The sequence below is a fragment of the Kocuria sp. CPCC 205258 genome (genome assembly GCF_040981005.1).
In the GTDB taxonomy this organism is placed as follows: Bacteria; Actinomycetota; Actinomycetes; order Actinomycetales; family Micrococcaceae; genus Kocuria; species Kocuria rosea.
The window spans coordinates 67,352-94,117 of sequence record NZ_JAVKPS010000008.1 but is presented as its reverse complement, the minus strand read 5'-3'; the positions used below and the strand labels follow the sequence as shown (position 1 = coordinate 94,117).

General features: G+C 73.0%; 27 protein-coding genes and 1 pseudogene. 21 read left to right on the top strand and 7 right to left on the bottom strand.

The features are described from left to right. Positions 1 to 3 precede the first annotated feature (3 nt). The 13 genes from folP to RF644_RS13935 all read left to right on the top strand — a co-directional run bounded on the left by folP (position 4) and on the right by RF644_RS13935 (position 12,402). Positions 4 to 951 (top strand): dihydropteroate synthase, encoded by a 948-nt coding sequence (gene folP / locus RF644_RS13995; RefSeq protein WP_368796929.1) that lies wholly within the window; start codon positions 4 to 6, stop codon positions 949 to 951. Beyond that, a complete protein-coding gene (gene folB / locus RF644_RS13990; protein WP_017832034.1) occupies positions 948 to 1,409 on the top strand; it encodes a dihydroneopterin aldolase in 462 nt (153 codons plus the stop codon). Before folP ends, folB begins: the two co-directional genes overlap by 4 nt. Position 1,410: 1 nt before the next feature. Further along, positions 1,411 to 1,941: a 2-amino-4-hydroxy-6-hydroxymethyldihydropteridine diphosphokinase gene (folK, locus tag RF644_RS13985; protein ID WP_368796928.1), complete on the top strand. Its 531-nt coding sequence runs from the start codon at positions 1,411 to 1,413 to the stop codon at positions 1,939 to 1,941. Between the two features lie 12 nt (positions 1,942 to 1,953). Then, positions 1,954 to 2,523 (top strand): DUF3180 domain-containing protein, encoded by a 570-nt coding sequence (locus RF644_RS13980; RefSeq protein ID WP_133411186.1) that lies wholly within the window; start codon positions 1,954 to 1,956, stop codon positions 2,521 to 2,523. Positions 2,524 to 2,533: 10 nt separating this feature from the next. Continuing rightward, positions 2,534 to 3,046 carry a PH domain-containing protein gene (locus RF644_RS13975; protein ID WP_031282261.1) on the top strand — a complete coding sequence of 171 codons (513 nt, stop codon included), beginning with the start codon at positions 2,534 to 2,536 and terminating at the stop codon, positions 3,044 to 3,046. Beyond that, the gene (locus RF644_RS13970) at positions 3,043 to 4,569 is read left to right on the top strand and encodes a PH domain-containing protein (protein WP_368796927.1); all 1,527 of its coding nucleotides are present in this window, start codon (positions 3,043 to 3,045) and stop codon (positions 4,567 to 4,569) included. The genes RF644_RS13975 and RF644_RS13970 overlap by 4 nt, the downstream gene beginning before the upstream one ends. Beyond that, complete coding sequence (locus RF644_RS13965) at positions 4,566 to 5,522, top strand: Rossmann-like and DUF2520 domain-containing protein (protein ID WP_368796926.1); 957 nt, start codon at positions 4,566 to 4,568, stop codon at positions 5,520 to 5,522. The genes RF644_RS13970 and RF644_RS13965 overlap by 4 nt, the downstream gene beginning before the upstream one ends. Next, on the top strand, positions 5,519 to 6,421 hold the full coding sequence (panC, locus tag RF644_RS13960) for a pantoate--beta-alanine ligase (RefSeq protein ID WP_368796925.1): 903 nt from the start codon (positions 5,519 to 5,521) through the stop codon (positions 6,419 to 6,421). Before RF644_RS13965 ends, panC begins: the two co-directional genes overlap by 4 nt. Positions 6,422 to 6,465: 44 nt before the next feature. After that, positions 6,466 to 7,989: a lysine--tRNA ligase gene (lysS, locus tag RF644_RS13955; protein WP_095650873.1), complete on the top strand. Its 1,524-nt coding sequence runs from the start codon at positions 6,466 to 6,468 to the stop codon at positions 7,987 to 7,989. A gap of 75 nt (positions 7,990 to 8,064) precedes the next feature. Continuing rightward, the gene (locus RF644_RS13950; RefSeq protein ID WP_017832026.1) at positions 8,065 to 8,280 is read left to right on the top strand and encodes a hypothetical protein; all 216 of its coding nucleotides are present in this window, start codon (positions 8,065 to 8,067) and stop codon (positions 8,278 to 8,280) included. 260 nt (positions 8,281 to 8,540) lie between these two features. Next, the gene (locus RF644_RS13945; protein WP_368796924.1) at positions 8,541 to 8,873 is read left to right on the top strand and encodes an Lsr2 family protein; all 333 of its coding nucleotides are present in this window, start codon (positions 8,541 to 8,543) and stop codon (positions 8,871 to 8,873) included. 304 nt (positions 8,874 to 9,177) lie between these two features. After that, the gene (locus tag RF644_RS13940; protein ID WP_035926045.1) at positions 9,178 to 11,742 is read left to right on the top strand and encodes an ATP-dependent Clp protease ATP-binding subunit; all 2,565 of its coding nucleotides are present in this window, start codon (positions 9,178 to 9,180) and stop codon (positions 11,740 to 11,742) included. Between the two features lie 132 nt (positions 11,743 to 11,874). Further along, positions 11,875 to 12,402 carry an amino-acid N-acetyltransferase gene (locus tag RF644_RS13935; protein ID WP_133411178.1) on the top strand — a complete coding sequence of 176 codons (528 nt, stop codon included), beginning with the start codon at positions 11,875 to 11,877 and terminating at the stop codon, positions 12,400 to 12,402. Here RF644_RS13935 and RF644_RS13930 read toward each other — a convergent pair. After that, the gene (locus RF644_RS13930) at positions 12,386 to 13,363 is read right to left on the bottom strand and encodes an A/G-specific adenine glycosylase (protein ID WP_368796923.1); all 978 of its coding nucleotides are present in this window, start codon (positions 13,361 to 13,363) and stop codon (positions 12,386 to 12,388) included. The two genes, RF644_RS13935 and RF644_RS13930, sit on opposite strands and share 17 nt — an antisense overlap. A 24-nt stretch (positions 13,364 to 13,387) precedes the next feature. Between RF644_RS13930 and RF644_RS13925 the strand changes: the two genes are divergently transcribed. Next, on the top strand, positions 13,388 to 14,131 hold the full coding sequence (locus tag RF644_RS13925; protein ID WP_368796922.1) for a hypothetical protein: 744 nt from the start codon (positions 13,388 to 13,390) through the stop codon (positions 14,129 to 14,131). Between the two features lie 16 nt (positions 14,132 to 14,147). Here RF644_RS13925 and disA read toward each other — a convergent pair whose 3' ends face one another. Genes disA through RF644_RS13910 form a run of 3 tightly spaced genes read right to left on the bottom strand, consistent with a single transcriptional unit; the run spans position 14,148 to position 17,095 of the window. Further along, complete coding sequence (gene disA, locus RF644_RS13920) at positions 14,148 to 15,224, bottom strand: DNA integrity scanning diadenylate cyclase DisA (protein WP_031282255.1); 1,077 nt, start codon at positions 15,222 to 15,224, stop codon at positions 14,148 to 14,150. 7 nt (positions 15,225 to 15,231) lie between these two features. Beyond that, positions 15,232 to 16,659: a DNA repair protein RadA gene (gene radA / locus RF644_RS13915; RefSeq protein WP_095650876.1), complete on the bottom strand. Its 1,428-nt coding sequence runs from the start codon at positions 16,657 to 16,659 to the stop codon at positions 15,232 to 15,234. Between the two features lie 49 nt (positions 16,660 to 16,708). Next, positions 16,709 to 17,095 (bottom strand): ArsR/SmtB family transcription factor, encoded by a 387-nt coding sequence (locus RF644_RS13910; protein WP_368796921.1) that lies wholly within the window; start codon positions 17,093 to 17,095, stop codon positions 16,709 to 16,711. Positions 17,096 to 17,179: 84 nt separating this feature from the next. Between RF644_RS13910 and arsB the strand changes: the two genes are divergently transcribed. The 3 genes and pseudogenes from arsB to RF644_RS13895 all read left to right on the top strand — a co-directional run bounded on the left by arsB (position 17,180) and on the right by RF644_RS13895 (position 19,133). Further along, positions 17,180 to 18,271: an ACR3 family arsenite efflux transporter gene (arsB, locus tag RF644_RS13905; RefSeq protein WP_368796920.1), complete on the top strand. Its 1,092-nt coding sequence runs from the start codon at positions 17,180 to 17,182 to the stop codon at positions 18,269 to 18,271. Then, a pseudogene (locus RF644_RS13900) lies at positions 18,249 to 18,686 on the top strand (low molecular weight phosphatase family protein); the annotation flags it as partial. The gene arsB and the pseudogene RF644_RS13900, both read left to right, overlap by 23 nt. Positions 18,687 to 18,704: 18 nt before the next feature. Continuing rightward, entirely contained in the window at positions 18,705 to 19,133 is a 429-nt protein-coding gene (locus RF644_RS13895; protein ID WP_368796995.1) for an arsenate reductase ArsC, read from the top strand. 28 nt (positions 19,134 to 19,161) lie between these two features. Here RF644_RS13895 and RF644_RS13890 read toward each other — a convergent pair whose 3' ends face one another. Next, a complete protein-coding gene (locus RF644_RS13890; RefSeq protein WP_368796919.1) occupies positions 19,162 to 20,310 on the bottom strand; it encodes an aromatic acid exporter family protein in 1,149 nt (382 codons plus the stop codon). A 302-nt stretch (positions 20,311 to 20,612) separates the two neighbouring features. On the opposite strand from RF644_RS13890, the gene pstS reads away from it, so the two are divergent. From pstS to pstB, 4 genes are all read left to right on the top strand, one after another. Next, the gene (pstS, locus tag RF644_RS13885; protein WP_368796918.1) at positions 20,613 to 21,725 is read left to right on the top strand and encodes a phosphate ABC transporter substrate-binding protein PstS; all 1,113 of its coding nucleotides are present in this window, start codon (positions 20,613 to 20,615) and stop codon (positions 21,723 to 21,725) included. A 175-nt stretch (positions 21,726 to 21,900) separates the two neighbouring features. After that, entirely contained in the window at positions 21,901 to 22,836 is a 936-nt protein-coding gene (gene pstC / locus RF644_RS13880) for a phosphate ABC transporter permease subunit PstC (protein ID WP_126349852.1), read from the top strand. Further along, positions 22,836 to 23,969, top strand: a complete 1,134-nt coding sequence (gene pstA / locus RF644_RS13875) for a phosphate ABC transporter permease PstA (RefSeq protein WP_017832012.1) — start codon at positions 22,836 to 22,838, stop codon at positions 23,967 to 23,969. The genes pstC and pstA overlap by 1 nt, the downstream gene beginning before the upstream one ends. A 63-nt stretch (positions 23,970 to 24,032) precedes the next feature. Then, positions 24,033 to 24,812, top strand: coding sequence for a phosphate ABC transporter ATP-binding protein PstB (gene pstB / locus RF644_RS13870; RefSeq protein WP_095650878.1), 780 nt, complete (start codon positions 24,033 to 24,035; stop codon positions 24,810 to 24,812). Between the two features lie 139 nt (positions 24,813 to 24,951). On the opposite strand, the gene RF644_RS13865 is transcribed toward pstB, so the two are convergent. Both RF644_RS13865 and RF644_RS13860 read right to left on the bottom strand, forming a co-directional pair. After that, positions 24,952 to 25,968, bottom strand: coding sequence for an anion permease (locus RF644_RS13865; protein ID WP_368796917.1), 1,017 nt, complete (start codon positions 25,966 to 25,968; stop codon positions 24,952 to 24,954). A 4-nt stretch (positions 25,969 to 25,972) separates the two neighbouring features. Next, on the bottom strand, positions 25,973 to 26,587 hold the full coding sequence (locus tag RF644_RS13860) for a DUF47 domain-containing protein (RefSeq protein WP_368796916.1): 615 nt from the start codon (positions 26,585 to 26,587) through the stop codon (positions 25,973 to 25,975). Positions 26,588 to 26,766 lie beyond the last annotated feature (179 nt).

Genomic DNA, 26,766 nt, shown 5'->3' with positions numbered 1-26,766 from the left:
CACATGACGACCCCCCTCCGCACCGACCCCGCGCACCGGCCCTCCGGCTGGGGCTCCTTCGAGAACCTGCCCACCGGGCGCACGCTGGTCATGGGCATCCTCAACGTCACCCCCGACTCCTTCAGCGACGGCGGCGAGCACGCCGGGCACGAGGCCGCGATCGCGCACGGGCTGCGCATGCTCGCCGAGGGCGCCGACATCGTCGACGTCGGGGGCGAGTCCACCCGGCCCGGCTCCGAGCGGATCGACCCCGCCGAGGAGCGGCGCCGGATCCTGCCCGTGGTCGAGGCCCTCGCCGCCGCGGGCGCGGTGCTCAGCGTCGACACCCTCCACGCCGGGACCGCCGAGGCCGTCCTGGACGCCGGGGCGCACATCGTCAACGACGTCTCGGGGCTGCGCGCGAGCCAGGACATGATCGACCTGGTCGCCGAGCGGCAGGCCCCCTACGTCCTCATGCACGCCCGCGGCCTGCCCGACGTGCAGGACTCCCGGGCCGTCTACCACGACGTGGCCGGGGAGGTGCTCGGGGAGCTCGAGGCGCTGACGGAGCGCTGCCTGGCCGCCGGCCTGGCCCCCGAGAAGCTGGTCCTGGACCCCGGGCTGGGCTTCGACAAGCGCGGGGCGCAGAACTGGGAGCTGCTCCGGGCGCTGCCGCGCTTCACGGCCACCGGCCACAAGGTGCTCGTCGCGGCGTCCCGCAAGCGCTTCCTCGGCACCCTGCTCGAGCAGGACGGCGCGCCGCGCCCGGCGGCCGGGCGGGACGCGGCGACGGCCGCGATCAGCGCGCTGTCCGCCCACGCGGGCGCGTGGTGCGTGCGCGTCCACGCCGTGCGCCCGAGCGTCGACGCCGTGGCCGCCGCGCACGCCTGGCGCGGTGTGGAGCCGGCCCTGCTGCGCCCCGCCGCCGCCGCCGGCGTGCTGCCGGCGGCGTCCTCCGGAGCGGACCGGTGAACCGCGTGCCGCGCGAGGACGCGGACGCCGCCCGGATGCGCGCCGGGGACCGGGCCGGCCGCCAGCACGTCCCGGTGTCCACCACCAGGGCCCCCGACCGCCGGGACCGGATCAACCTCCTGGGCATCGGCGCGGTGGGCTACCACGGGGTCTTCGACCAGGAGAAGCGCAGCGGCCAGCCCTTCTTCGTGGACCTCGTCATGTACCTGGACCTGGCCGCGGCGGGGGCCTCGGACGACGTCGCCCTGACCGCCCACTACGGCGAGGTCGCCGAGGAGGTGCGGGACATCGTCATCGGTCCCAGCGTCAACCTGCTCGAGACCCTCGCCGACCAGGTCGCCCGGCGGCTGCTCGCCCGCTTTCCGCTCGACGCGGTGGAGGTCACCGTGCACAAGCCCAAGGCGCCCATCGAGGTGACGTTCTCCGACGTCTCCGTCACCATCTACCGGGAGCGCTGACATGGGCACCCGGGCCGTCCTCGCCCTCGGCGCCAACCTCGGCGACCGGGAGGCCACCCTCCGCGGCGCCGCCCTCGAGCTGGCCGCCCACCCGCGGATCACGCTGGTCCGCGCCTCGCCCATCGTGCGCTCCCGGCCGGTCGGCGGACCGGCCGGCCAGGGGGACTACCTGAACGCGGTCCTCGAGGTGGAGACCGAGCTGAGCCCCTTCGGGCTGCTGCGGGCGTGCCAGGAGGTGGAGGAGCGCCACCACCGGACCCGGACGCAGCGCTGGGGCCCGCGCACCCTCGACGTCGACATCGTGGTCTACGGGGACCTGCGCCTGGACGAGCCGGACCTCACCGTGCCCCACCTGCGCGCCGGCACCCGCGCGTTCGTGCTCGTGCCCTGGGCCCTCATGGACCCCGGCGCTACGCTCGAGGGGCGCAGCGTCGCCGAGCTGGCCCGCCGGGCGGAGGACCTCGGCGGCCTGGGCCCGGACACGATCCCCCTGCTGCCCGAGGACCCCGCCCCCGGCGGGGACGGGGACTGAGGGGGCGCCGCCGTGCACGTGCTCACGGTCCCGGCGCTGCTGATGTGCGCCGCCGCCGCCGGCGCGGTCGGCTGGACCGCCAACCGGCTGTCCACGGGCGCGGGCGGGCCGCTGCTGATCCTGCCGTGGGCCTCGCTCGCGGCCCTCGCCGCCGTGGCCGCGGCCCTGCTGGTGCTGGGCGTGCGGGTCAAGCGGCACCAGGACGGAGCGCACCCGGAGCGCTTCGACCCGCTCGTGGCCGCCCGCACCGCGGCCGGCGCGCAGGCGGTGGCCTGGGCGGGGGCGATGCTGACCGGCTGGCACGCCGCCGTGGCCGTCGAGCAGCTCGCGCTGGTCTCCGTGCGCTCCGAGCAGGGCCCGCTGTGGGCCAGCCTGGTGCACGCCGGGGCCGGGCTCGTGCTCGTGGTGGTCGGCTGGATCGTGGAGGGCTTCTGCAAGCTGCCGCCGGACGATCCCGACGCCGAGGAGGGCGCCGAGTACCGTAGGGGGCGGCAGAAGGAGCTTCCCGAGGGAGAAGGTGGTTATGCCCGAGAGATCCGCCCACGAGCCCGTCGGCGGCCCCGTGGCGGGGACGCCCGGTGACCGGGTGCCCCTGAGCAACCCCGCGATCGACCCCGAGGGCCTGGCCTGGACCCGGGTCTCGCCCAAGCACCTCTCCGTGGTGGTGCTCTCCACCCTCCTCAGCACCCTCTTCTGGCTCGCCGCCCTCGGCTGGCCGGCGGTGCTGGCGGCCACGGGCGTCTGGTCCGGCGCCCCTCTGGGCCTGCTGCTGCTGCCGCCCGCGGCCGTCCTGGCGGCCGGGCTGCTCTCCGTGCTCCTGGCCCCGCGGCGGGTCCGGGCGATCGGCTACGCCGAGCGCGGCGAGGACCTGCTCGTGCGGCGCGGCCTGCTCTACCAGCGGGTCACGGTGATCCCCTACGGCCGGATGCAGTACGTGGACGTGTCGGTCTCCCCGCTGCAGCGCAGCTTCGGCCTGGCCACCGTGAAGCTGCACACCGCCGCCGTGGGCAGCCACGCCGAGATCCCGGGGGTGGAACACGCCGAGGCGTCCCGGCTGCGCGAGCGGCTCACCGCGCGCGGCGAGGCCCTCCTGGCGGGCCTGTGAGCGCTGCCCCCGCCCCCGCGGCGGCCCCGCAGTGGCACCGTGTCCACCCGCTGACCCCGGTGGTCAAGGGATGGCTCGCGATGGTCGTGATCGCGGGCGCCTTCGTCAACATCCTCCTCGACGACTTCCTCAACGCCTTCCTCGGCCGCAGGGACGCCGTGCCGCCCCAGGACTTCGACCCGGCCCGGATGGGCGCCGTCTTCTGGTGGGTGCTGGCCGGGCTCGTGGCGGTCGTGCTCCTCGTGTTCGCCGCGGCCGTGCTGGTCTCCTGGTGGTTCACCCGCTACCAGGTGACCCCGGAGCACGTGCGGATCCGCTCCGGGGTGCTCTTCCGGCAGGAGCGCCAGGCCCGGCTGGACCGGGTGCAGGCCATCGACATCCACCGCCCGTTCCTGCCCCGGCTGCTGGGGCTGGCGGAGCTGAAGTTCGAGGTGGCCGACGCCGGGCAGTCCGCGGTGTCCCTGTCCTACCTCACCCACGCCCAGGCCCGCGTGCTGCGCGGGGAGCTGCTGGGCCGGCTCGGCCTGGCCGCCCCGGGCCAGGACCCCGCCGCCCCGGCGCCCGGCGCGGCGCCCGGCGCGCCCGTGCGGCGACCGGCCCCCTGGGCGGTCACCGGGGACCAGGAGCGCCCGGTGCTCGGCGTGCCGGTGCCGCGGCTGATCGGCTCCGTGCTCGCCTCGGGCTCGTCGGTCGCCCTGGCCGTGCTGCTGGCCGCCGCACCGGCCGCCCTGCTGGTGGACCCCCGTGCCGCCCCGGCGATGCTCGCCGCCTGGCTGCCCGGGCTCATCAGCTTCGGGGCCGTCTCCTACCGCCGGGTCGAGCAGGGCTACCACTTCAGGCTGCTGCGCGTCCCCGAGGGCATGCGCGTGCGCTACGGCCTGTTCAGCGTCCGCTCCCAGACCGTCCCGGCGGGGCGGATCCAGGCGGTGGGCGTGGACCAGCCGCTGCTCTGGCGGCCCTTCGGCTGGTACCGGGTGCGGGTCAACGTGGCCGGCTACGGGCCCGCGGCGGGGGAGGGCGACGCCATGCGCTCGACCCTGCTGCCCGTCGGCACCCTGCCCCAGGTGCACCAGGTCCTGCACCTCGCGCTGCCCGGCGCCCGGGACGGGGACCTCGCCGCGCTGCTGCGGGAGGGCCTGCACGGCCTGGGCGCGCAGGGCCGGTTCACCACCTCCCCACGCCGGGCCCGGTGGCTCGACCCCCTCGTGCACCGCCGGACCGGCTTCGCCGCGACCGAGGACGTCCTCGCAGTCCGGTCCGGGCGGCTGAGCCGGCGCACCGCCGTGCTGCCGCACGAGAAGACCCAGTCGGTGGCCGTGAGCCAGGGCCCGCTCGAGCGCGCCCTGGGGCTCGCCGACGTCCAGCTGCACTCCACGCCGGGGCCCGTGAGCGTTATGGTCCCGCACCTCGACACCGGGGACGCCCGGGCGCTCGCCGCGGCCCAGGCGGTGCACGCGACCGGGGCCCGTAGACTGGCCGACGGCCCGAGCCACCCCCACACCCCCCGCCAGGAGAGACCATGAGCCACCCGTCCGACCGCCCGGGACGCCTCGGTGTCGGGGTCGTCAGCGCCGGGAAGGTGGGCGCCGTCCTGGGCGCCGCGCTGCGCGCCGCCGGCCACGCCGTCGTCGGCGTCAACGCCGTCTCCGAGGCCAGCCGGGACCGGGCCGAGGCCCTCCTGCCCGGGGTGCCCGTCCTCGAGGTCCCGTCCGTGCTCGAGCGCGCCGAGCTCGTGCTGCTCGCCGTGCCCGACGACGAGCTGCCCGGGCTCGTGCAGGGCCTCGCCGACGCCGGGCTGTGGCAGGCCGGGCAGCTCGTGGTGCACACCGCGGGCCGCTGGGGCACCGGCGTCCTGGACCCGGCCCGCCGGCTCGGGGCGATCCCGCTCGCGATCCACCCGGCCATGACCTTCACGGGCATGAGCCTGGACCTGGCCCGGCTGAGCGACTGTTCGTTCGGGATCACGGCCCCGGGACCGGTGCTGCCCATCGCCCAGGCGCTGGTGGTCGAGATGGGCGCCGAGCCGGTGGTCGTCGCGGAGGCCGACCGCCCGCTCTACCACGCGGCCCTCGCCCACGGTGCCAACCACCTGATGACGGTCGCCGGACAGTCCATGCAGGTGCTCCGCGACATCGGCGTCGAGCGCCCCGACCGGATGGTGGGGCCCCTGCTGCGCGCGACCCTGGACAACGCCCTGGCCGCGGGGGAGTCGGCGCTCACGGGGCCCGTGGCCCGCGGCGACGCCGGGACCGTGGCCGCCCACCGGGACGCCCTCGACGAGTACGCCCACGGCCACGGGGGCGACGACGTCCTGCTCGCCTACCTGGACCTCGCCCGCGTCACCGCCCGCCGCGCCCTGGACCGCGGCCTGCTCGACCGCCCGCGCTACGACGCCGTGCTCGCCGCCCTCGAGCTCACCCGGGACACCGACGGCACCGAGGGCACCCGCGGCACCGGCGGAGAGGACACCCTGTGAGCGACCCCACCGGCACCCCCACCGGCGTTCCCCGCGTCTGCCGGGGCATCGAGGAGTTCCGGGCCGCGCTGGCCGACCGGCTCGGCGCGGCCCGGGACGGGGCGCCCGGTGAGCGGGCGTCGCTGGGCCTCGTGCCCACCATGGGCGCCCTGCACGAGGGGCACGGCCACCTGGTGCGCCTCGCCCGGCAGGAGAACACCGTGGTCGCGGTCTCAGTCTTCGTGAACCCGCTGCAGTTCGGTCCGGACGAGGACTTCGAGCGCTATCCGCGCACCCTCGAGGCCGACGTCGAGCTGCTCGGCCGGTTCGGCGCCGACCTCGTCTTCGCCCCGTCGACGGCGGAGATGTACCCGGACGGGGAGCCCCTCGTGCGCGTCACCTCCGGCCGGCTCGGCGCCGTGCTCGACGGCGCGAGCCGCCCCGGCCACTTCGACGGCGCCCTGACCGTGGTCAACAAGCTCCTCAACATCACCGCCCCGCCCGGGCCGGCCGCGTTCCGGGCGTACTTCGGGGAGAAGGACGCCCAGCAGCTGCTCCTCGTGCGCCGGATGGTCGCCGACTTCGACCTGCCCGTCACCGTCCGGCCCGTGCCCATCGTGCGCGACGAGGACGGGCTGGCCCTGTCCTCCCGCAACCGCTACCTCGACGCCGCGCAGCGCCGCTCCGCGCTCGTGCTCCCGCGCACCCTGCGGGCGCTCGCCGCCGGGGAGCTGGAGCTCGAGGCCGCCCGGCGGCGGATCGACGCCGAGCCGATCGGGAGCGAGGACCGGGTCCGGCTCGACTACCTCGTCGTCGTCGACCCCCGCACCCTGGCGCCGGTCGAGCCGGCGCCCGGCGCCCTCGCCCTCGTGGCCGCCCACGTGGGCGGCACCCGGCTGATCGACAACCTCGTGCTGTGAGCGCCCCGGCCGGGATTTGACCCTCCCCGTTATCCTGGACAACTGTGACCAACGCGCAGAACACCTCCCCGACCGCCCAGGCAGAGGCCGAGCAGGCCGAGCTCTCGGACCAGATGCAGTTCCGCCTCGCCAAGCGCGCCCGGCTCCTCGAGTCAGGCCGGGAGGCCTACCCCGTGGGCGTGGAGCGCACGCACACCCTCGCCGAGGTGCGGGAGGCCCACGGCCACCTCGAGCCCGGCGAGGAGACCGGGCAGTTCGTCGGCGTGGCCGGGCGCGTGGTCTTCGTGCGCAACACCGGCAAGCTGTGCTTCGCCACCCTCCAGGAGGGGGACGGCACCCGCCTGCAGGTGATGCTCTCCCTGGCGAAGGTGGGGGAGGAGTCCCTGGGCGAGTGGAAGTCCCTCGTGGACCTCGGCGACTTCGTGGCCGTGCACGGCGAGGTGATCGCCTCCCGCCGCGGCGAGCTCTCCGTGATGGCCGACGCCTGGACCATGGCGTCCAAGGCGCTCCGGCCCCTGCCCACGCTGCACAACGAGCTCAGCGAGGAGACCCGGGTGCGCCGGCGCTACCTCGACCTCATCGTCCGGCCCGAGGCCCGCGACGTCGTCGTGCAGCGGGCGCGGATCATCCAGACGGTGCGCAACGTCCTGGTGGAGCGCGGCTACGTGGAGATCGAGACGCCGATCCTGCAGCTCGTGCACGGCGGGGCCACGGCCCGCCCGTTCGAGACGCACCTCAACGCCTTCGACCAGGACATGACCCTGCGCATCGCCACGGAGCTCTACCTCAAGCGCGCCGTGGTCGGCGGGATCGAGCGGGTCTTCGAGATCGGGCGGGTCTTCCGCAACGAGGGCGTCGACTCCTCGCACAGCCCCGAGTTCACCACCTTGGAGGCCTACGAGGCCTACGCCGACCAGTTCACGATGGCCGAGCGGATCAAGGAGATCATCCTCGCGTGCGCCGACGCCCTGGGCGTCGACACCATCGAGACGGACAAGGGCACGATCGACCTGCGCGGGGAGTGGCGCTGGCTGTCCGTCTACCCCGCCCTCTCCGAGGCCGTGGGGCAGCGGATCACCCCGGAGACCCCGGTGGAGACCCTGCACCGGATCGCCGAGGAGCACGAGGTCCCCGTCGGCCCGATGTGGGACGCGGAGAAGTACGTGCTCGAGCTGTTCGGCGAGATCGTGGAGCCCACCCTGGTCCAGCCGACCTTCGTGTGCGACTACCCGCCCTCGGCGCAGCCGCTCGCCCGCCAGCACCGCTCCGAGCACGGCCTGATCGAGGCGTGGGACCTGATCATCGGCGGGATGGAGCGCGGCACGGCGTTCTCCGAGCTGATCGACCCCGTGGTCCAGCGCGAGCGGCTCACCGAGCAGTCCCACCGGGCCGCGGCCGGCGACGACGAGGCCATGCGGCTGGACGAGGACTTCCTGCGCGCCCTCGAGCACGGCGCCCCGCCCATGGGCGGGCTGGGCCTGGGCCTGGACCGGCTCATCATGCTCTTCACCGACCTGGGGATCCGGGAGACCATCCTGTTCCCCCTCATGAAGCCCGAGCAGGACTGAGTCCGGGCCGCGGCCGTGCCGCGGCCCCTCGCCGTCCCCAGCCTCCGCCCAGATCTCCCCGGGAGAATCGCACCCATGGAATACATCGCTGTCCTGCTGCCCTCGATCAGCATCGGCATCATCTTCTGGTTCATCCTCCGCTGGATCTTCCGCGGCGACCGCACGGAGCGCGCCGTCGAGTCCCGCTCGCAGGAGGACGCCGAGCGCTGGTACGAGGAGCTCAAGCAGCGCGACGGCGAGGACCTGCCGTTCGGCCACTCCCCGCGCCGCGGCCGCCGGACGGAGCGCTGAGCTCCCGGCCCCGCCGCACCGTCTTTCGGATGAATTCGAATTGGCGCCCTGTTTGTCTGCTTTTTCGTGCTGTTGAATTCCGCCCGGTAATTGTAGGATAAACTCGACGACGCCGGGTGTTCGGGTCCGTCGGAGTTCTCCGGAATTCACGATCAGGATCATCCGGTATCACACGGGGGAATCAGCACCGCCTCAGGAAGCGCCGCTCTCGGCGCGGCCGGGCAGAGACGAGCGCCGAAAGGCGGAGGAGAGTTCCAGTTATGGCACAGACCGTGCAGATCATTCTCGAGGACGACCTCGACGGCGGGCCCGCGGAGGAGACCGTGCGCTTCGGCCTCGACGGCGCGCAGTACGAGATCGACCTCTCCGAGGAGAACGCCGCCAAGCTGCGCGACGCCGTGCGGCCCTTCATCGCCAAGGCCCGGCGCGCCCAGCAGGGCAAGCAGACGCCCAAGCAGGCCCGGCCCACCGGCAAGTCCAACCCGGACACCGCCGCCATCCGGCAGTGGGCCCGCGAGAACGGCCACCCGGTCTCCGACCGCGGCCGTATTCACCAGGACGTGCAGAAGGCGTACTACGACGCCCACAAATAAGAGCGCGCGTTCCGCGTCCGGCGGAATAGAGGAGGGACCGGTCCGCCGGTCCCTCCTTTCCCTTTTCCTCCCGCCGGGTCCGTGCCCCTATCGGCCGCCGCGGGGCCCGGGCGCGAAATGCCCCGGCATTCTTTTGATGACCTGCGCCTTTGCCGGTGCGGACGCGAACACCGGCATTTCCCCCGGGCTGTTCCGGGGACCGCCCGCGCCCCGGCCCCCCGGTCTTCTCGCCGGTGGCGAACAGCCCCCCGATCGCCCCCTCGGGTGCGTAGCATCGGGTGCAGACATCGACTGAGGAGTATCCATGTTCGAACGCTTCACCGACCGCGCCCGCCGGGTCGTGGTGCTGGCCCAGGAAGAGGCCAGGATGCTCAACCACAACTACATCGGCACCGAGCACCTGCTGCTCGGGCTGATCCACGAGGGCGAGGGAGTGGCCGCCAAGGCGCTCGACTCGATGGGCATCACCCTCACCGGCGCCCGCGAGCAGGTCCAGGACATCATCGGACCGGGCCAGCAGGCCCCGTCCGGGCACATCCCCTTCACCCCCCGGGCCAAGAAGGTCCTCGAGCTCTCGCTGCGCGAGGCCCTCCAGCTCGGCCACAACTACATCGGCACCGAGCACATCCTGCTGGGCATCATCCGCGCGGGCGAGGGCGTGGCGGCGCAGGTGCTGACCAAGCTCGGCGCGGAGCCCCAGAAGGTGCGCTCCACCGTGCTGGAGCTGATCTCCGGCTACCAGGGCGGGGGCACCCCCGAGAAGGAGGGCGCCGGCGTGCGCTCGGCCGGCCAGTCCGAGGGCACGCCCGCGGGCTCGGCCGTGCTGGACCAGTTCGGCCGCAACCTCACCGCCGCCGCCCGCGAGGGCAAGCTGGACCCCGTCATCGGGCGGTTCCGCGAGATGGAGCGGGTCATGCAGATCCTCTCCCGGCGCACCAAGAACAACCCGGTGCTGATCGGCGAGCCCGGCGTGGGCAAGACCGCGGTGGTCGAGGGCCTGGCCCAGGCCATCGTGCGCGGCGACGTCCCGGAGACGCTCAAGGACAAGCACCTCTACACCCTGGACCTCGGGTCCCTGGTGGCGGGCTCCCGCTACCGCGGCGACTTCGAGGAGCGGCTCAAGAAGGTGCTCAAGGAGATCCGCACCCGCGGGGACATCATCCTGTTCATCGACGAGATCCACACCCTCGTGGGCGCCGGCGCGGCCGAGGGCGCGATCGACGCCGCCTCGATCCTCAAGCCCATGCTGGCCCGGGGCGAGCTGCAGACGATCGGCGCCACGACCCTCGACGAGTACCGCAAGCACATCGAGAAGGACGCGGCCCTCGAGCGCCGCTTCCAGCCGATCCAGGTGGACGAGCCCTCCGAGGCGCACGCCGTGGAGATCCTCAAGGGCCTGCGCGACAAGTACGAGGCGCACCACCGCGTCTCGATCTCGGACGACGCCCTCGAGGCCGCGGTGCACCTGGCCGCCCGGTACGTCTCCGACCGGTTCCTGCCGGACAAGGCGATCGACCTGATCGACGAGGCCGGTGCGCGGCTGCGCATCAAGCGGATGACCGCCCCGCCGGAGATCAAGGAGCTCGACGACCGCATCGTCGAGGTCAAGCGGCTCAAGGAGGCCGCGATCGACGGCCAGGACTACGAGAAGGCCGCCTCGCTGCGCGATACGGAGCAGAAGCTCATCGCCGAGCGGGACGACAAGGACCGTGCCTGGCGCGAGGGCGGCGACGAGCTCGCCGAGGTGACCCCCGAGGTCATCTCCGACGTCCTCTCCGCCTCCACGGGCGTGCCCGTCTACAAGCTCACCGAGGAGGAGACGGGCCGTCTCCTGCACATGGAGGACGAGCTGCACAAGCGCATCATCGGCCAGGACGACGCCATCAAGGCGCTCTCCCGGTCGATGCGCCGCACCCGTGCGGGCCTGAAGGACCCCAAGCGCCCGGGCGGGTCGTTCATCTTCGCCGGGCCCACGGGCGTCGGCAAGACCGAGCTCGCGAAGGCGCTGGCGGAGTTCCTGTTCGGGGACGAGGACGCCCTCATCACCCTGGACATGTCCGAGTACCAGGAGAAGCACACCGTCTCCCGGCTCTTCGGCGCCCCTCCGGGCTACGTGGGCTACGAGGAGGGCGGCCAGCTCACCGAGAAGGTGCGCCGCAAGCCGTTCTCGGTGGTGCTCTTCGACGAGGTCGAGAAGGCGCACCAGGACCTGTTCAACTCGCTGCTGCAGATCCTCGAGGACGGTCGCCTGACCGACTCGCAGGGCCGGGTGGTGGACTTCAAGAACACCGTGATCATCATGACCACGAACCTGGGCACCAAGGACATCTCCCGTGCCGTCCCCGTCGGCTTCCAGACCGGCGTGGACCCCGCGTCCAACTACGAGCGCATGCAGGCCAAGGTGCAGGACGAGCTCAAGGAGCACTTCCGGCCCGAGTTCCTCAACCGCGTGGACGAGATCATCGTCTTCCCGCAGCTCACCGAGAACGAGATCGTGCAGATCGTGGACCTGTTCGTGGCCCGGCTGCAGGAGCGGCTGCGCGACCAGGGCATGTCGATCGAGCTCTCCGACGCCGCGAAGCGGTGGGTCAGCCGCAAGGGCTACGACCCGTCCATGGGCGCCCGCCCGCTGCGCCGCACCATGCAGCGGGAGATCGAGGACCAGCTGTCCGAGAAGATCCTCTTCGGGGAGATCAGCACCGGGGAGAAGATCTTCGTGGACACCGAGGGCGAGGGGGACGCGGAGAAGCTGACCTTCTCCTCCACCCCGATGTCCGACCTCACGGGCGACGGCATGGTCGACCCGATGGGCGGCCTCGAGGACGTCGACGTCGCCCGCGGCGACGGTGAGAACCGCTCCGAGGGCTGAGTCCGTCCGGCACCCGCCGAGGGGCCCGTCGCGCAACCGCGCGGCGGGCCCCTCGGCGTCCGCCCAAGTGGGGACGGTCACGGAGAGCGGCTCCGGCGGGCCGGCGGAGTTCGCAAGCGTACACTGGGGGTCGTGACCGACCTGCGCCTGCGACCCGCCCGCACCTCCGACGTCCCCGCCATCAAGGACCTCGTGGCCCCGCTGGCGCGCGCCGGGGTGCTGATCAACAAGGACACGGTCGCCTACTACGAGGGCATCCAGGAGTTCCTGGTCGTGGAGGCGGTCGGCGACGAGCAGGCCGGACTCGTCGGCTGCGGCGCCCTGCACGTGATGTGGGAGGACCTGGGCGAGGTCCGCACCCTGGCCACCTCCGACGAGTGGCGGGGCCGAGGGGTGGGGCGCACCCTGCTGGCCGGGCTGATCGAGCGGGCCCGCGCCGTGGGGGTCTCGCGCGTGTTCTGCCTGACCTTCGAGGTCGACTTCTTCAGCCGGCACGGCTTCGAGGTCATGCCCAACCAGAACCAGGTGCACCCCGACGTGTTCGCCGAGCTGCTGCGCTCGCACGACGAGGGCGTCGCCGAGTACCTGGACCTCGCCCGGGTGAAGCCCAACACCCTCGGCAACACCCGGATGCTGCTCGAGCTCAGCCCGGAAGACTGACCCCGGCCGGTCCCGCGGCGGCCAGCCCGTCCCGCACCAGCCCGTCCAGGGCGCGCCGGCGCTGCTCCTCCGGGGCGCCCAGCCCGTGCAGGGCGTCCAGGGCCCGGAGGGCCTCCGGCGTCAGGCCCGCGCCCGTGGCGACGTCCACGGGCCCCGTGAGGGAGGGCGCCGGCACCGGCGCGGACCCGGCCCGCAGCACGGCCATGATCGCCCCACGGACCTGGCGGTCCGTGCCGTGCCAGGCCTGGCCGCGGGGCGCCTCGACGGGCTCGGGCCGGCCCGCGGCAACCCACGCGCACGCGTCCCGCACCGGGCACTGTTCGCAGCGGGGCGAGCGGGCCGTGCAGACGAGGGCGCCGAGCTCCATCACAGCCTGGTTCCAGCGCACGGCCAGGGCGTCGTCGGCGGGCATCAGCTCCTCCGCGAGGCGCAGCTCGGCGGCGGTCAGCGACCGCGAGGGCAGGGCCCGCCCCGTGACCACCCGGGCGTGCACGCGGCGGATGTTCGTGTCCACCACGGTCTGCCGGTCGCCGAAGGCGAAGACCGCGATCGCGGCGGCCGTGTAGGCGCCCACCCCGGGCAGGGCCAGCAGCAGCTCGTGCGCGGCCGGCACCCGGCCCCCGTGCTGCTCGGTGATCTCGACGGCGGCCGCGTGCAGCCGCAGGGCCCGCCGCGGATAGCCGAGCCGGCCCCAGGCTCGCACGGCCTCCCCGGCGCTCTCCGCCGCGAGGTCCGCGGGCCGCGGCCAGCGCTGCATCCACGCCCGCCACACGGGCAGCACGCGCACCACGGGCGTCTGCTGGAGCATGAACTCGCTGACCATGACCCCCCACGGGGAGCAGGACGGGTCCCGCCACGGCAGGTCCCGGGCGGCGGCGTCGAACCAGTCGGTCACGGCCCGGTGCAGGCCCGGCGGAGCGGGCTCCGCGGCGGCGGGCGGGGCAGTGTGCGGGGAGCTCATCGCAGTCCACTGTAGCCTGGGAGCATGGCGCAGAAGGGTTCCGGGAGCACCCCCCACGGACGGTCGGGGAACGGTCACGACGACGACGGACGAGCTCCCCGCGACCCCGGATCCCGGCGCCTGAGCCCCGAGGTGTACCGGCGCCGCCGGCTCGTGGCGGGCCTCGCGGCGGGCGTGCTGCTCGTGCTGGTGGCGGTGGGACTGGTCTCCGCCGTCGCGGGCATGCTCGGCTCCGGGGAGACGGACGACGTCCCGGCGCCGGAGGCCGCCACCGCCTCGGCCGCCGCGGCCTCGGAGGAGCCCTTCGCGGACTTCACCCCGCGGCCGGACGAGAGCGCGTCGGCCTCCGGGTCCGCGTCCGCGCCCGCCACGGAGGGGCCGGTCGAGGAATGCGGCCCCGACCTCGCCGTGCGGGCGTCGACGGACCGGGAGAGCTACCCGGAGGACGTCGAGCCGGTCCTCGAGCTGACCCTGGAGAACACCGGGGAGGACCCCTGCCGCGTCAACGCGGGCACGTCCCAGATGGTCTACGAGGTGACCTCGGGGGCGGACACCGTCTTCGACAGCAGGCACTGCCAGGCCGGCTCCGAGGACGCGGAGGTGACGGTCGAGCCCGGACAGGAGGAGGTCGCCCGGCTCACGTGGAACCGCCTGCGCACCGCCGAGGGCTGCACGGAGGCGGGGGGCGAGGCCCAGGCCGGGTACTACCGTCTCGTGACGTCCCTCGGGGAGCGCACCGCGGAGCCCGTGCCGTTCGTCCTGGAGTGAGCGCGCCGCGCGCGGCTCACATGAAGCGTTCGAGCAGGCTGGTCTCGGCCATCCGGGAGAGGGACTCGCGCACCGTGCGGGCCCGCTGCTCGCCGATGCCCTCGACCGCCTTGAGGTCCTCCAGGTTGGCGGCCATCAGGGACTGCAGGCCGTCGAACTGGCGCACCAGCCGGTTGGCGACCGCCCGCGGCATCGACTTGATGCCCTCCAGCAGCCGGTAGCCGTGCGGGTGCAGGTCCGTCTCGAGGCTGCCCTGCGGTTCGACGAGACCCACCGACACCGCGATCCGCTGCAGGTCGATGAGCTCCGTGGGCGTGAGCTCGGCGAGCCGCCCCAGCCCCTCCTCGATGCCCTCCGCGGGCGTGCCGTCGGGCAGGTAGTCGCGCAGCACCACGTCCGGTCCCGGGCCGGTGCCCGCGGTGAGCTCCTCGAGCTGCAGCGCGATGAGCCGCCCGTCCACGCCGAGCTCGAGCACGTACCAGCCGATCTCGGAGGAGATCCGCCGGACCATCTCCATGCGCTGGAGGGTCAGGGCCACGTCCCGCACCGTCACGGACGCCTCGATCTCGAGCGAGGACAGGTTGCCGAGCACCTGCTCCATCCGGTGGCTGTAGTGCTCGAGGGTCTGCAGGGCCTGGTTGGCACGGGCCATGATCGACTGGGAGCCCTCGATGGCGTACCGGGTCTCGCCCACGTAGATCGTGATGACGCTCATGGACTGGCTCACGGAGATCACCGGGACCCCGGTCTCCTTGGCGGTGCGCTCGGCGGAGCGGTGCCGGGTGCCGGACTCCGTGGTGCCGATCGAGGCGTCGGGGACGAGCTGCACCCCGGCCTTGAGGATGCGGGTGGCGTCCCGGTCGCAGATGATGGCGCCGTCCATCTTGGCCAGCTCCCGCAGCCTGGGCGCGGTGAAGTCGGTGTCGATGTCGAAGCCGCCGGAGCAGATGGCCTCGACGGAGCGGTCGAAGCCGAGCACGAGCAGCCCGCCCGTGCGCCCGCGCAGGATCCGCTCGAGACCGGTGCGCAGTTCCGTGCCGGGTGCGATGCGGGCCAGCGTCTTGCGCAGTGCGTTCTCAGGGGTCTTCGCCACGGTCACATCATACGGCCGCGGCGGTCTGCCGGTTCCGGGCGGGCGCTGCGGCGGACCGGGGGAAGAGCAGCTCCATGGCGTCGCTGATGGTGGTCACCTCCCGGACGGTGAACCCCGCCGGGACCGGGCCCGGGCCGGTGGGGCTGGCGGGCACGACCGCGTGGGTGAAGCCCAGCCGGGCGACCTCCTGGATGCGGCGCCCGATGCCCGGGACGGGCCGCACCTCGCCGGCCAGGCCCACCTCTCCGAAGCACACCAGGCGCTGCGGCAGGGGCCGGTCCTGCGCGGCCGAGGCCAGCGCCATGGCCACGGCGAGGTCGGTGGACGGCTCCGTGAGCTTCACCCCGCCGACCGTGGAGACGTAGCAGTCCAGCCCGGCCAGGTTCACGCCGGCCCGCCGCTGCAGCACGGCGAGCAGCATGGCGACCCGCTGGGAGTCCAGGCCGGCGGTGGCCCGCCGGGGCTGGGCGGTGGAGGAGCGGTCCAGCAGCGCCTGCACCTCGGCGAGCAGGGGCCGGCGGCCCTCCAGGGTCACCGTGAGGCACGTGCCGGAGACGGGCAGGGCCGTGCGGGAGACGAACAGGCCCGAGGGGTCCTCCACGCTCGTGATACCTGTCTCGGTGAGGTCGAAGCAGCCGACCTCGTCCGTGGGGCCGTAGCGGTTCTTGACCGCCCGCAGCAGCCGGATCCGGGAGTGCTTCTCGCCCTCGAACTGGCACACGACGTCCACCAGGTGCTCGAGCAGCCGCGGCCCGGCGATGGAGCCGTCCTTGGTCACGTGCCCCACGAGCAGCGTGGTCATGTTCCGCTTCTTGGCCGCGGCGATCAGGGAGGCCGCGACCTCCCGGACCTGCGTCACCCCGCCCGCGGAGCCCTCGACCTCGGCGCTGGCCAGCGTCTGCACGGAGTCGACCACGAGCAGGCGGGGGGAGATCTTCTCGATGTGGCCCAGCGCCGTGGCCAGGTCCGTCTCGGCGGTGAGGTACAGGGTGGGTGCCACGGCGTCGATCCGGTCCGCGCGCAGCTTCACCTGCGCCGCGGACTCCTCGCCGGTGACGTAGAGGACGTCGCGGGTGCCCTCGCCCGCGCCCTCCGCGAAGCGGGCGGCGACGTCGAGCAGCAGCGTCGACTTCCCGACCCCGGGCTCGCCCGCCATCAGCACGACCGCGCCGGGGACCAGTCCGCCGCCGAGGACCCGGTCCAGCTCGGGCACCCCGGTGGGCGCGGAGGCCGCCACCGTGGCGTCCACCTGGGCGATGGGGCGGGCGGGCTCGGCGATCGACCGGGCGGCCGTGGTACGGGCCTTGTGCTCGCCGATCTCCTCGACCGTGCCCCACGCCTGGCACTCCCCGCAGCGGCCCACCCACTTGGCGGTGCTCCAGCCGCACTCGGTGCAGCGGTAGGCGGGGGAGTTGCGGCGGGTGCGGGTGCTCATGGCGTCCAGGCTAGCCGCCGCCTCGGACGGCCCAAGCGCCGCGGCCGGCTCAGCGCAGGTCGAGGAAGGCGCGCAGCTCCGCGAACGCCCCGGGCACCACGGAGTAGTGCGCCCACTTGCCCCGCTGCTCGCGGGTGAGCAGCCCGGCCTCGACGAGCTTCTTCATGTGGTGGCTGACCGTGGGCTGGCTGATGCCGAGGTCGTCCGTGAGGCTGCACACGCACACGCTGTCGCAGCCCTGGGCGGCCACGTGGGAGAGCAGGCGCAGCCGGGTGGGGTCGGCCAGGGCCTTGAGCAGGCCCGCCACGCGCCGGGCGTCGTCGTGGCCCATGGGTCCGCCCGAGAGCGAGCAACACTCCGTGGCCGGTGCGCCGGGGGTGCACCGGTCGGCGGTCCCGGCGTCGGCCGTGCTGTCGAGGTCCGGAGCAAGAGTCATCCCCCCATCCTACATTGACGGCTGTCGATGCGACCCGTACTGTGCGGGATAGATGCCCGTCGATGTGAAGAGGTCCGCCCGCCCATGAGCACCACCACCGCCCCCGCCGCCCACCAGGGCGTGATGAAGGATCTGTCCTTCCTCGACCGCTGGCTGCCCGTCTGGATCGTCGCCGCAATGGTGGCCGGTCTGCTGCTGGGCCGCTTCGTCCCCGGTCTGAACACCGCCCTGGAGGCCGTGAAGATCGGCGAGGTGTCCGTGCCCATCGCGATCGGGCTCCTGGTGATGATGTACCCGGTCCTGGCCAAGGTCCGCTACGACGAGACCCGCCGCATCGCCGCCGACCGGCGCCTCATGGGCGCGTCCCTGGCGCTGAACTGGATCGTGGGCCCGGCCCTGATGTTCGCCCTGGCCTGGATCTTCCTCCCCGATCTGCCGGAGTACCGGACCGGGCTGATCATCGTGGGCCTGGCCCGCTGCATCGCGATGGTCCTCATCTGGAACGACCTCGCCTGCGGGGACCGGGAGGCGGCGGCCGTGCTGGTGGCGATCAACTCGGTCTTCCAGGTGATCGCCTTCGGCGCCCTGGGCTGGTTCTACCTCCAGGTCCTGCCCGCCTGGCTGGGGCTGCCGACGACGTCGGCGGAGTTCTCGGTGTGGTCCATCGTCGTCTCGGTGCTGGTGTTCCTGGGGATCCCGCTGGTGGCCGGGTTCCTGACCCGCACCCTCGGCGAGAAGGCCAAGGGCCGGGAGTGGTACGAGGGCACGTTCCTGCCGAAGCTGGGGCCCTGGGCCCTGTACGGGCTGCTGTTCACCATCGTGCTGCTCTTCGCCCTGCAGGGCGAGGCCATCACCTCGAACCCGTGGGACGTGGCCCGGATCGCCCTGCCCCTCGTTGTCTACTTCTTCCTCATGTTCGGGGTGGCACTGCTGGCCTCCCGGGCGCTGGGGCTGAACTACGCGAAGTCCACCACCGTGGCCTTCACCGCCGCCGGCAACAACTTCGAGCTCGCCATCGCCGTGGCCATCGGCACCTTCGGGGTCACCTCCGGTCAGGCCCTGGCCGGGGTGGTCGGCCCGCTCATTGAGGTGCCCGTGCTCGTCGCGCTGGTCTACGTGTCCCTGTGGGTGGGCCGGAAGCTCTTCCCCGGCGATGCCACCGTCCCCACCCGCTGACCCCCAGATCCAGGAGCAACCGTTGAGCGAGACCACCCAGCCCTCCGTCCTGTTCGTGTGCGCCAAGAACGGCGGCAAGTCCCAGATGGCCGCCGCCCTCATGGAACACCACGCCGCAGGGGCGGTGGAGGTCCACTCCGCCGGCACCACGCCGGGAAGCAGGATCAACGCCCTGTCCGCCGAGGTGGTCGCCGAGGTCGGTGCGGACATGTCCTCCGGAACGCCGAAGCCCATCGACCCCGAGCTGCTGCGGACCGTGGACCGGGTCGTGGTCCTGGGGGACGAGGCGAGGGTCGAGCCCGTCGAGGGCATGGCCGGGAGCATCGAGACCTGGCACACCGACGAGCCGTCCGCCCGCGGCATCGAGGGCGCCGAGCGGATGCGCCTGGTCCGCGACGACATCGACACCCGGGTCCGGCGGCTGCTGGACGAGCTGACCGCGGAGCGCACGGACCGGCCCAGCGTCCTGTTCGTGTGCGTGCACAACGCCGGGCGCTCGCAGATGGCCGCCGCCTACCTCAGCCACCTCTCCCGGGGGCGCATCGAGGTGCGCTCGGCCGGCTCCGCGCCGGCGGACTCCGTGAACCCGGCCGCCGTGGCGGCGATGGCCGAGGAGGGCATCGACATGAGCGCCGAGATCCCCAAGGTCCTCACCGACGAGGCCGTGCAGGACTCCGACGTGGTCATCACCATGGGCTGCGGGGACGCGTGCCCGTTCTACCCCGGCAAGCGGTACGAGGACTGGGCGCTGGCGGACCCGGCGGGGAAGGGCGTGGAGTCCGTGCGCCCCATCCGGGACGAGATCAGGGCCCGGATCCAGCAGCTGATCGCGGAGCTCCTGCCCGGCGAGACCGCCGGCTGAGGGGCCTCGGGGCCGAGACCGACCCGGCTCAGGCGCGGTCCCACCCCTCGAGCCGGGGGAGCTGGTCCCGTGCCTCGTCGTGCGTCATCCCGGCCGCCTCCAGCAGGTCCACGACCATCGGACGCATGTCCAGCACCAGGGTCTCGCCCTCCATGGTGCGCACCCCCATCTGCCCGGGGTGCAGGCGCCCGGCCACGTTCGCCAGCTCGTTGCGGGCCTGGCGCAGGTAGCTCTCCCGGGAGCCGGGGGAGGCCACCGCGAGCGCGTTGCCCAGGGTGACGACGGCGTCCGCGAGGTCCTCGAGGGCGGCGCTCATGGCGGCCACGGCCTCGTCGGAGAGCGTCACGTGGTTGAGCACGGAGGCGAGGCGGCGGGCGAGCACCCGGGCGTTGCGCACGGCGAGGTCCAGATAGCGGATGGAGTGGGCGATCCCCTCGACCTCCGCGCGGCGGCCGCGGTAGAGCGGCGAGGCCGTGGCGATCTCGAGGGCCGACTTCAGCCCGGACGTCACCGAGTCCACCAGCGGCTGGGTCTGCCGGGCGCGTACGAGGGCGTGCCAGGCGGCGGTGGCGTCGTAGTCCTCCATGGCCCGGCTCGCCTCCCGGAGCACCCCGGAGAACTCATCGACGAGCGCCCGCAGGCCCTGGCGCGGCTGGCTCCGCGGGTCCGTGGGCACGAAGTAGGCCATGGCCAGGGCGCACAGCCCGCCCACGACCGCGTCCGTGGACCGCGCGAAGACCCCGTCCTGGGACGGCGGCAGCAGGACCACGAGCACCGACTGCAGCCCCATCTGGGTGGTGAACAGCGTGCCGTTGTCCAGGAAGCGGGCGAGCAGGATCGACGTCATCAGGACCACGCCGGCCTGCCAGACGCCCGTGCCCAGGACGTGGATCAGCGTGTCCCCCACGGCGATGCCGAGGGTGCAGCCGATCGAGACCTCGAGGACCCGCCGGTAGCGCAGCCCGTCCTTCGCGAAGCCCAGGGCCACGAGGGCCGCGGTGGCCGCGAAGATGGGCCCGGAGTGGCCCAGCAGCTGCTCCGCGATCACGTAGGCGCCGACGCTGGCGACCGTGATCTGGAAGCTCTGGAGCAGCCCCGTCCGGACCCGCGTCACACCGATCCGGGTGCGGCTGCGCACCGCGCGGGCCGCGGCTCGCGCACGGTTGCCTGGCTGCATGGGGCCATCCTAGGCGAGCAGCACGGGACCGCCGGTGCGGGGGCCGGAGCCCCCGCACCGGGCCGGGATCGGGCGGGCGCGGTGTGAGATGTGCAACGACGGCACGGCTGCGGGGGGCGGTGTTCACCCTCCGTTCACCTTCACGGGCCAATCTGGCCACCTGCGCTCCCTAACGTCTCTCGGTGAGAGGTCCGCGGCCCGCCCGCAGGTCCACCTCTCGCACCGGCCCGGAACTCTGCCGGCGCCACATCGAACGACGGCCCCTCGACGGGGCACCACTGTGATCTGAAGGGGCTACTCAAGTGAAGGTTTCCCACCTCGGCCGTTCCGCAGCCGTTCTCGCCATCGGCTCGCTCGCGCTCACCGCGTGCGGTTCGGACAACGCCACGGGCCAGGGCTCGGACTCCGCGGAGACCGCCGCCGGCTCCGGCGTCTCCGGCACGCTGACGGGTATCGGCGCGTCCTCCCAGCAGGCCGCCATGACCGCGTGGCAGAACGGCTTCCAGGAGGCCAACCCCGAGGCCACGGTGCAGTACTCCCCGGACGGCTCGGGTGCCGGCCGCGAGGCCTTCACCGCCGGCGGGGCGGACTTCGCGGGCTCCGACGCCTACCTCGACGACGAGGAGTACGAGGCGTCGAAGGAGATCTGCGGCCCCGACGGCGGCTTCCACGTCCCGGCCTACATCTCCCCGATCGCGGTGGCCTTCAACCTGCCCGGCGTCGACACCGTGAACATGGACGGCGAGACCATCGCCCAGGTCTTCACCGGCGAGATCACCGAGTGGAACGACCCCGCGATCGCCGAGCAGAACCCCGACGCGGAGCTGCCGGAGACCCCGATCACCGTGGTGCACCGCAACGACGAGTCCGGCACCACCGAGAACTTCCAGGAGTACCTGGCCGCGGCCGCCCCCGAGGTGTGGACCGAGGAGGTCTCCGGCAACTGGCCGTCCCAGTGGGCCGCGGAGAACAACAAGGGCACCGCCGGAGTGGTCCAGTCCACCACCGCCACCGAGGGCGCCATCACCTACGCGGACGCCTCTGCCGTGGGCGACCTCGGCACCGTGGCCGTGGGCGTCGGCGGGGAGTACGTGAACTACTCCCCGGAGGCCGCCTCCGCCGCCGTCGAGAACTCCTCCCCGGTCGAGGGCCGCGCCGAGTACGACATGGCGATGGACCTGGAGCGCGACACCACCGAGTCCGGGACCTACCCGATCGTGCTCGTGTCCTACGAGATCTTCTGCCCGCAGTACGATTCCCAGGAGACCGCCGACCTCGCGAAGGCGTTCGGCGAGTACGTCATCAGCGAGGAGGGGCAGCAGGCGGCGGCCGAGGCCGCCGGTTCCGCTCCCATGTCCGAGAGCCTGCGCACCGCCGCGCAGGAGGCGATCGACCAGATCACGGTCGCCGGCTGATCCAGTTCTGCTGGTCCCGTTCGGTGCGGGCCCGGGCCCTTCCGCCCGTGCCCGCACCGAACGGGACATTCGTGTGTGAGGCGCCTTCTCCGTGAGGCGCGTCACCGGACCCACGCGCCGGGGCACCACCCCGTCCCGGCGCCATCCGTGTCAGGCAATCGAAGGGGCACCCGACATGTCCACCACCGTCACCACCAGGAAGACCGCCGCCGGCGGCAAGGCGGGCGACTCGATCTTCTCCGGGCTCAGCCTCGGGGCCGGCGTGCTGATCCTCGCCGTCCTGGCGGCCGTGGCGCTGTTCCTGTTCCTGCAGGCGCTGCCCACCTTCCAGGCCCCGGCCGAGGAGGTCTCCGGCGGGGCCGGCTTCTGGTCCTACATCTGGCCGATGGTCATCGGCACGGTGATCGCGGCCGTGATCGCCCTGGTGATCGCCACCCCGATCGGCGTGCTGGTGGCCCTGTACATCTCGCACTACGCGCCGGCACGGATCGCCAAGCCCGTGGGCTACGTCATCGACCTGCTGGCGGCGATCCCGTCGGTGATCTACGGAGCCTGGGGCACCACGGTCCTGGCCTCCTCGGTGGTGCCCTTCTACGACTGGCTCTCGACCAACCTCGGGTTCGTCCCGATCTTCGGCGGCCCCGCGTCCCAGACCGGCAAGACCATGCTCACGGCCGGGATCGTGCTGGCCATCATGATCCTGCCGATCATCACGGCGATGTCCCGGGAGCTGTTCGTGCAGACCCCGAAGCTCCACGAGGAGGCGGCGCTGGCCCTCGGCGCCACCCGGTGGGAGATGATCCGGATGACGGTGCTGCCCTTCGCCCGTCCCGGCATCATCTCCGCGGTGATGCTCGCCCTGGGGCGTGCGCTGGGTGAGACCATGGCGGTGGCCCTGGTGCTCTCGAGCGGACCGCTCACCGCGTCCCTCGTGCAGTCCGGCAACCAGACCATCGCGGCGGAGATCGCCCTCAACTTCCCGGAGGCCTACGGCCTGCGGCTGTCCGAGCTCATCGCCGCCGGACTGATCCTCTTCGTGATCACCCTGGTCGTGAACATGATCGCCCGCGCCATCGTCGCCCGCTACAAGGAATTCTCGGGAGCCAACTGATGTCCTCCACCGCCTTCCGCAGTCCCACGCCCGTGCGTCCGTCCTCGCCCCGCCGGTCGATGCTCACCCGCAACCAGAAGCCGAAGTGGCTGGTGCCCGTGATCGGCGCCGGCGCCGTGGTGGTGGGCGCCGCCCTCGCGGCGCTCCTGGGCTTCTCCACGGCCCTCTGGGCCGTCCTCGCCGCCGCGGTCTTCCTGGTCGCCGCGCCGATCGTCGTCTCGATGATCGAGGGCGGGCGCAAGGGCGCGGACTCCCTGATGACCTACCTCGTCTACACGGCCTTCGTCCTCGCGGTGATCCCGCTGATCTCCGTGATCTGGACGGTCCTCGCCAACGGGCTCCCCGGGCTGACCTCGAACCTGCTGCTGACGTCCATGAACGGTGTCACCGGCGCCACGGACAACGCCGCGGCCGCGGGGGACGGCCCGGTGCTGGGCGGTGCGTACCACGCGATCGTGGGCACCGTGTCCATCACCTTCTGGGCCACCCTGCTGTCGGTCCCGATCGGCCTGCTGACCGCCATCTACCTCGTGGAGTACTCGCGGGGCGGCTGGCTGGGACGGGGCATCACGTTCTTCGTGGACGTGATGACGGGCATCCCCTCCATCGTGGCGGGCCTGTTCGCCGCGGCCCTCTTCGGGCTCCTGTTCGGCCCGTCCACCCGCTTCGGCTTCGTCGCGGCGGTCGCGCTGACCGTGCTGATGATCCCCACGGTCGTGAAGAACACCGAGGAGATGCTGAAGATCGTCCCCAACGAGCTCCGCGAGGCCGCCTACGCCCTGGGCGTGCGCAAGTGGCGGACGATCCTCAAGGTGGTGATCCCCACGGCGATCTCCGGGATCGCCTCCGGCGTGACCCTGGCGATCGCCCGGGTGATCGGGGAGACGGCCCCGCTGCTCGTCACCGCCGGCTTCGCGACCGCCATCAACTGGAACTCGTTCTCCGGGTGGATGACCACGCTGCCCACGTTCATCTACTACCAGATCATGACGCCCACGTCCCCGACGAGCCCGGACCCCTCGCAGCAGCGCGCGTGGGCCGCGGCGCTGCTGCTGATCCTGATCGTGATGCTGCTCAACCTCGTCGCCCGACTGGTCGCGAGGGCGTTCGCGCCCAAGGTCGCCGGCCGCTGACGCACCCCGATCCCGCACGCACCTCCCGCACGCACCCCTGCGAGAAAGAAGCAAGGAACACACATGTCCAAGCGAATCGACGTCGACCACCTCAATGTCTACTACGGCGACTTCCTGGCCGTCGAGGACGTCGGCATGGGGATCGACGCCCGGTCGGTGACCGCGTTCATCGGCCCGTCCGGCTGCGGCAAGTCGACCTTCCTGCGCACCCTCAACCGCATGCACGAGGTCATTCCCGGCGCCCGCGCCGAGGGCCAGGTGCTCCTCGACGGGGAGGACCTCTACGGCCCCGGCGTGGACCCCGTGGTGGTGCGCTCCATGATCGGGATGGTCTTCCAGCGCCCCAACCCGTTCCCTACCATGTCCATCCGCGACAACGTGCTCGCGGGCGTGAAGCTCAACAGCAAGCGGATCTCGCGCGGTGACGCCGACGCGCTCGTGGAGAGCTCCCTGCAGGGCGCCAACCTGTGGAACGAGGTCAAGGACCGCCTCGACAAGCCCGGCTCGAGCCTCTCCGGCGGCCAGCAGCAACGCCTGTGCATCGCCCGGGCGATCGCGGTCAAGCCGGACGTGATCCTCATGGACGAGCCGGCCTCCGCCCTGGACCCGATCTCCACGCTCGCGATCGAGGACCTGATCAACGAGCTCAAGCAGGACTACACCGTGGTGATCGTGACCCACAACATGCAGCAGGCCGCGCGCATCTCGGACCGGACCGCGTTCTTCAACATCCAGGGCACCGGCAAGCCGGGCAAGCTCATCGAGTACGGCCCCACCTCCGAGATCTTCAGCAACCCCCGGGAGAAGCAGACGGAGGACTACGTCTCCGGCCGCTTCGGCTGAGCCGCCCCGGCACCGACGACGACGGGCGCCGGTCACCTCCGAGGAGGCGGCCGGCGCCCGTCGTCGTCGGTGCGCCCGCCTCGGCAGGCAATGCTCCGGGGCCGACGGCCCGGGGCCCGCGCCGGCGCCGCTGCGGCGTCTAGAGCAGCGGTGAGAGGGCGAGCAGGAGCGTCCCGGAGAGCACGCCGCAGGCCGGGACGGTGAGGACCCACACCAGCAGGACCCGCCGCACCACCCGGACGTTGACCGTGTGGAAGCGCTGCTGCCGTCCCGCGCCCAGGATCGCGGCAGCCGTGGTCTGGGACGTGGACATCGGCACGGGGATCAGCGTCCCGCCCAGGAACAGCAGGGACCCGGCCACGCCCTGGGCCACCGCGCCGCGGAACGGGTCGATCGTGATCATCCGGGAGGACAGGGTGTAGGCGATCCGCCAGGCCCCGAACAGGGTGCCCACGGCCAGTCCGGCCGCCACGACGAGGAACAGCCACGGGCCGGCCCCGCCCGCCAGCGGGTCCTGGAGGCCGGCGCACAGCAGCAGCGTGGCGAGGACCCAGACGGCCCGGCGGCCGTGGTGGATGCCGTGCCCGAAGGAGACGGCCGCCGCCCCGATGGCCAGGACGAGCCGGGAGCGGAACGTGGTGGCGTCCGGCTCCGAGTGCCGCAGCAGGTGCAGCAGGGGGACCACGAGCACCCAGGCCGCGGCGTAGGCGACCAGCGGCGCCAGCACCAGGGGCACGACGACCTGGTAGAAGGCCGTGGCCGTGAGCGGGTCCACCGCTGTAAGCCCCACGGCGCGGGCGCCCAGCAGGGCGCCGAGCAGCCCGCCGGCCAGTGCCGTGGTCGAGGAGCTGGGCATGCCCCACCGCCACGTGAGCAGGTTCCAGCCGATCGTGGTCACCAGGGCGCAGACGATCGTCGCGGAGCCCACCACGCTGTGCGGCACGGGGACGCCCGTGATGACCCAGTCCGCGAGCAGGTACGCGGCGGCCCACACGCCGGCGACGTTGACGAGGGCGGTGAACACCAGGCCCACCCGGGGCGTGAGCGCGCGGAAGCGCACCGGCAGGGCGAGGGCGTTGGGGGCGTCGTGGAAACCGTTGACGACGGTGTGGGTCACGGCCAGGACGATCCCGAGGACGGTCAGGGCCGTCAGCACGGGCTCAGGACTCCGCCACGACGATGCGGCCCACCTCGGTCGAGACCCGCACCAGGGCCCGGGCGGCCCCGGCGAAGCGCCGGACGGCGCGCTCGCGCCGCATCGCGGGGATCGCCTTGTGGTTCTCGAGCAGGTGGCCCATGTGCAGCTGGTAGATGCGCTCGGACTGCTTGCCCAGCCGGAGCATCTCGTACCAGTAGTCGTCCAGGCCCTGGAGGCTGCCGAGGTCGCGCATCGCCCGGGTGGTCAGCTCGGACATCCGCTCGATCACCCCGAGCTGGTCCGTGGCGTAGGAGGGCGGCCGGCTGAGGGCGTAGGCGACGTGCGCCTCCGCGACCGCCAGCAGCTCCTCCGCGGCCTTGTTGAGCCAGTGGCCCAGGATGTAGACGTCCTGCCGGGGGATGGGGATCACGAACGTGGAGCGCACCGTGGTCATCACGGAGAAGTACAGGTCGGTGGAGCGGGCCTCGCACTCGCGGATCGCGTCGAGGGTCGCGGTGTCGGCCTCGGGGGAGCCCATCAGCTCGGACAGGAGCCGCACGGTCTCCGTCACCTGTCCCGACATGTCGGCCAGCAGGTCCAGGACCAGCTCGTCCTCCGGGAAGATGCGAAGCGCCATGTGTTGACCGTCCTGGGCGTCGTGACCTGCGCCGCGGAGCACGGCGGATCCCACTGTACATGGGGCCGCCGGGCGGCCCGGGGGCGGCCCGTGGTCCCGGAAGGAGGAGGGGGGCGGTGCCGGACCGGGAGCGCCTCTCGGCGGAAGGCCGCTCGTGGCGGCTATGTGATGGAGCCCGG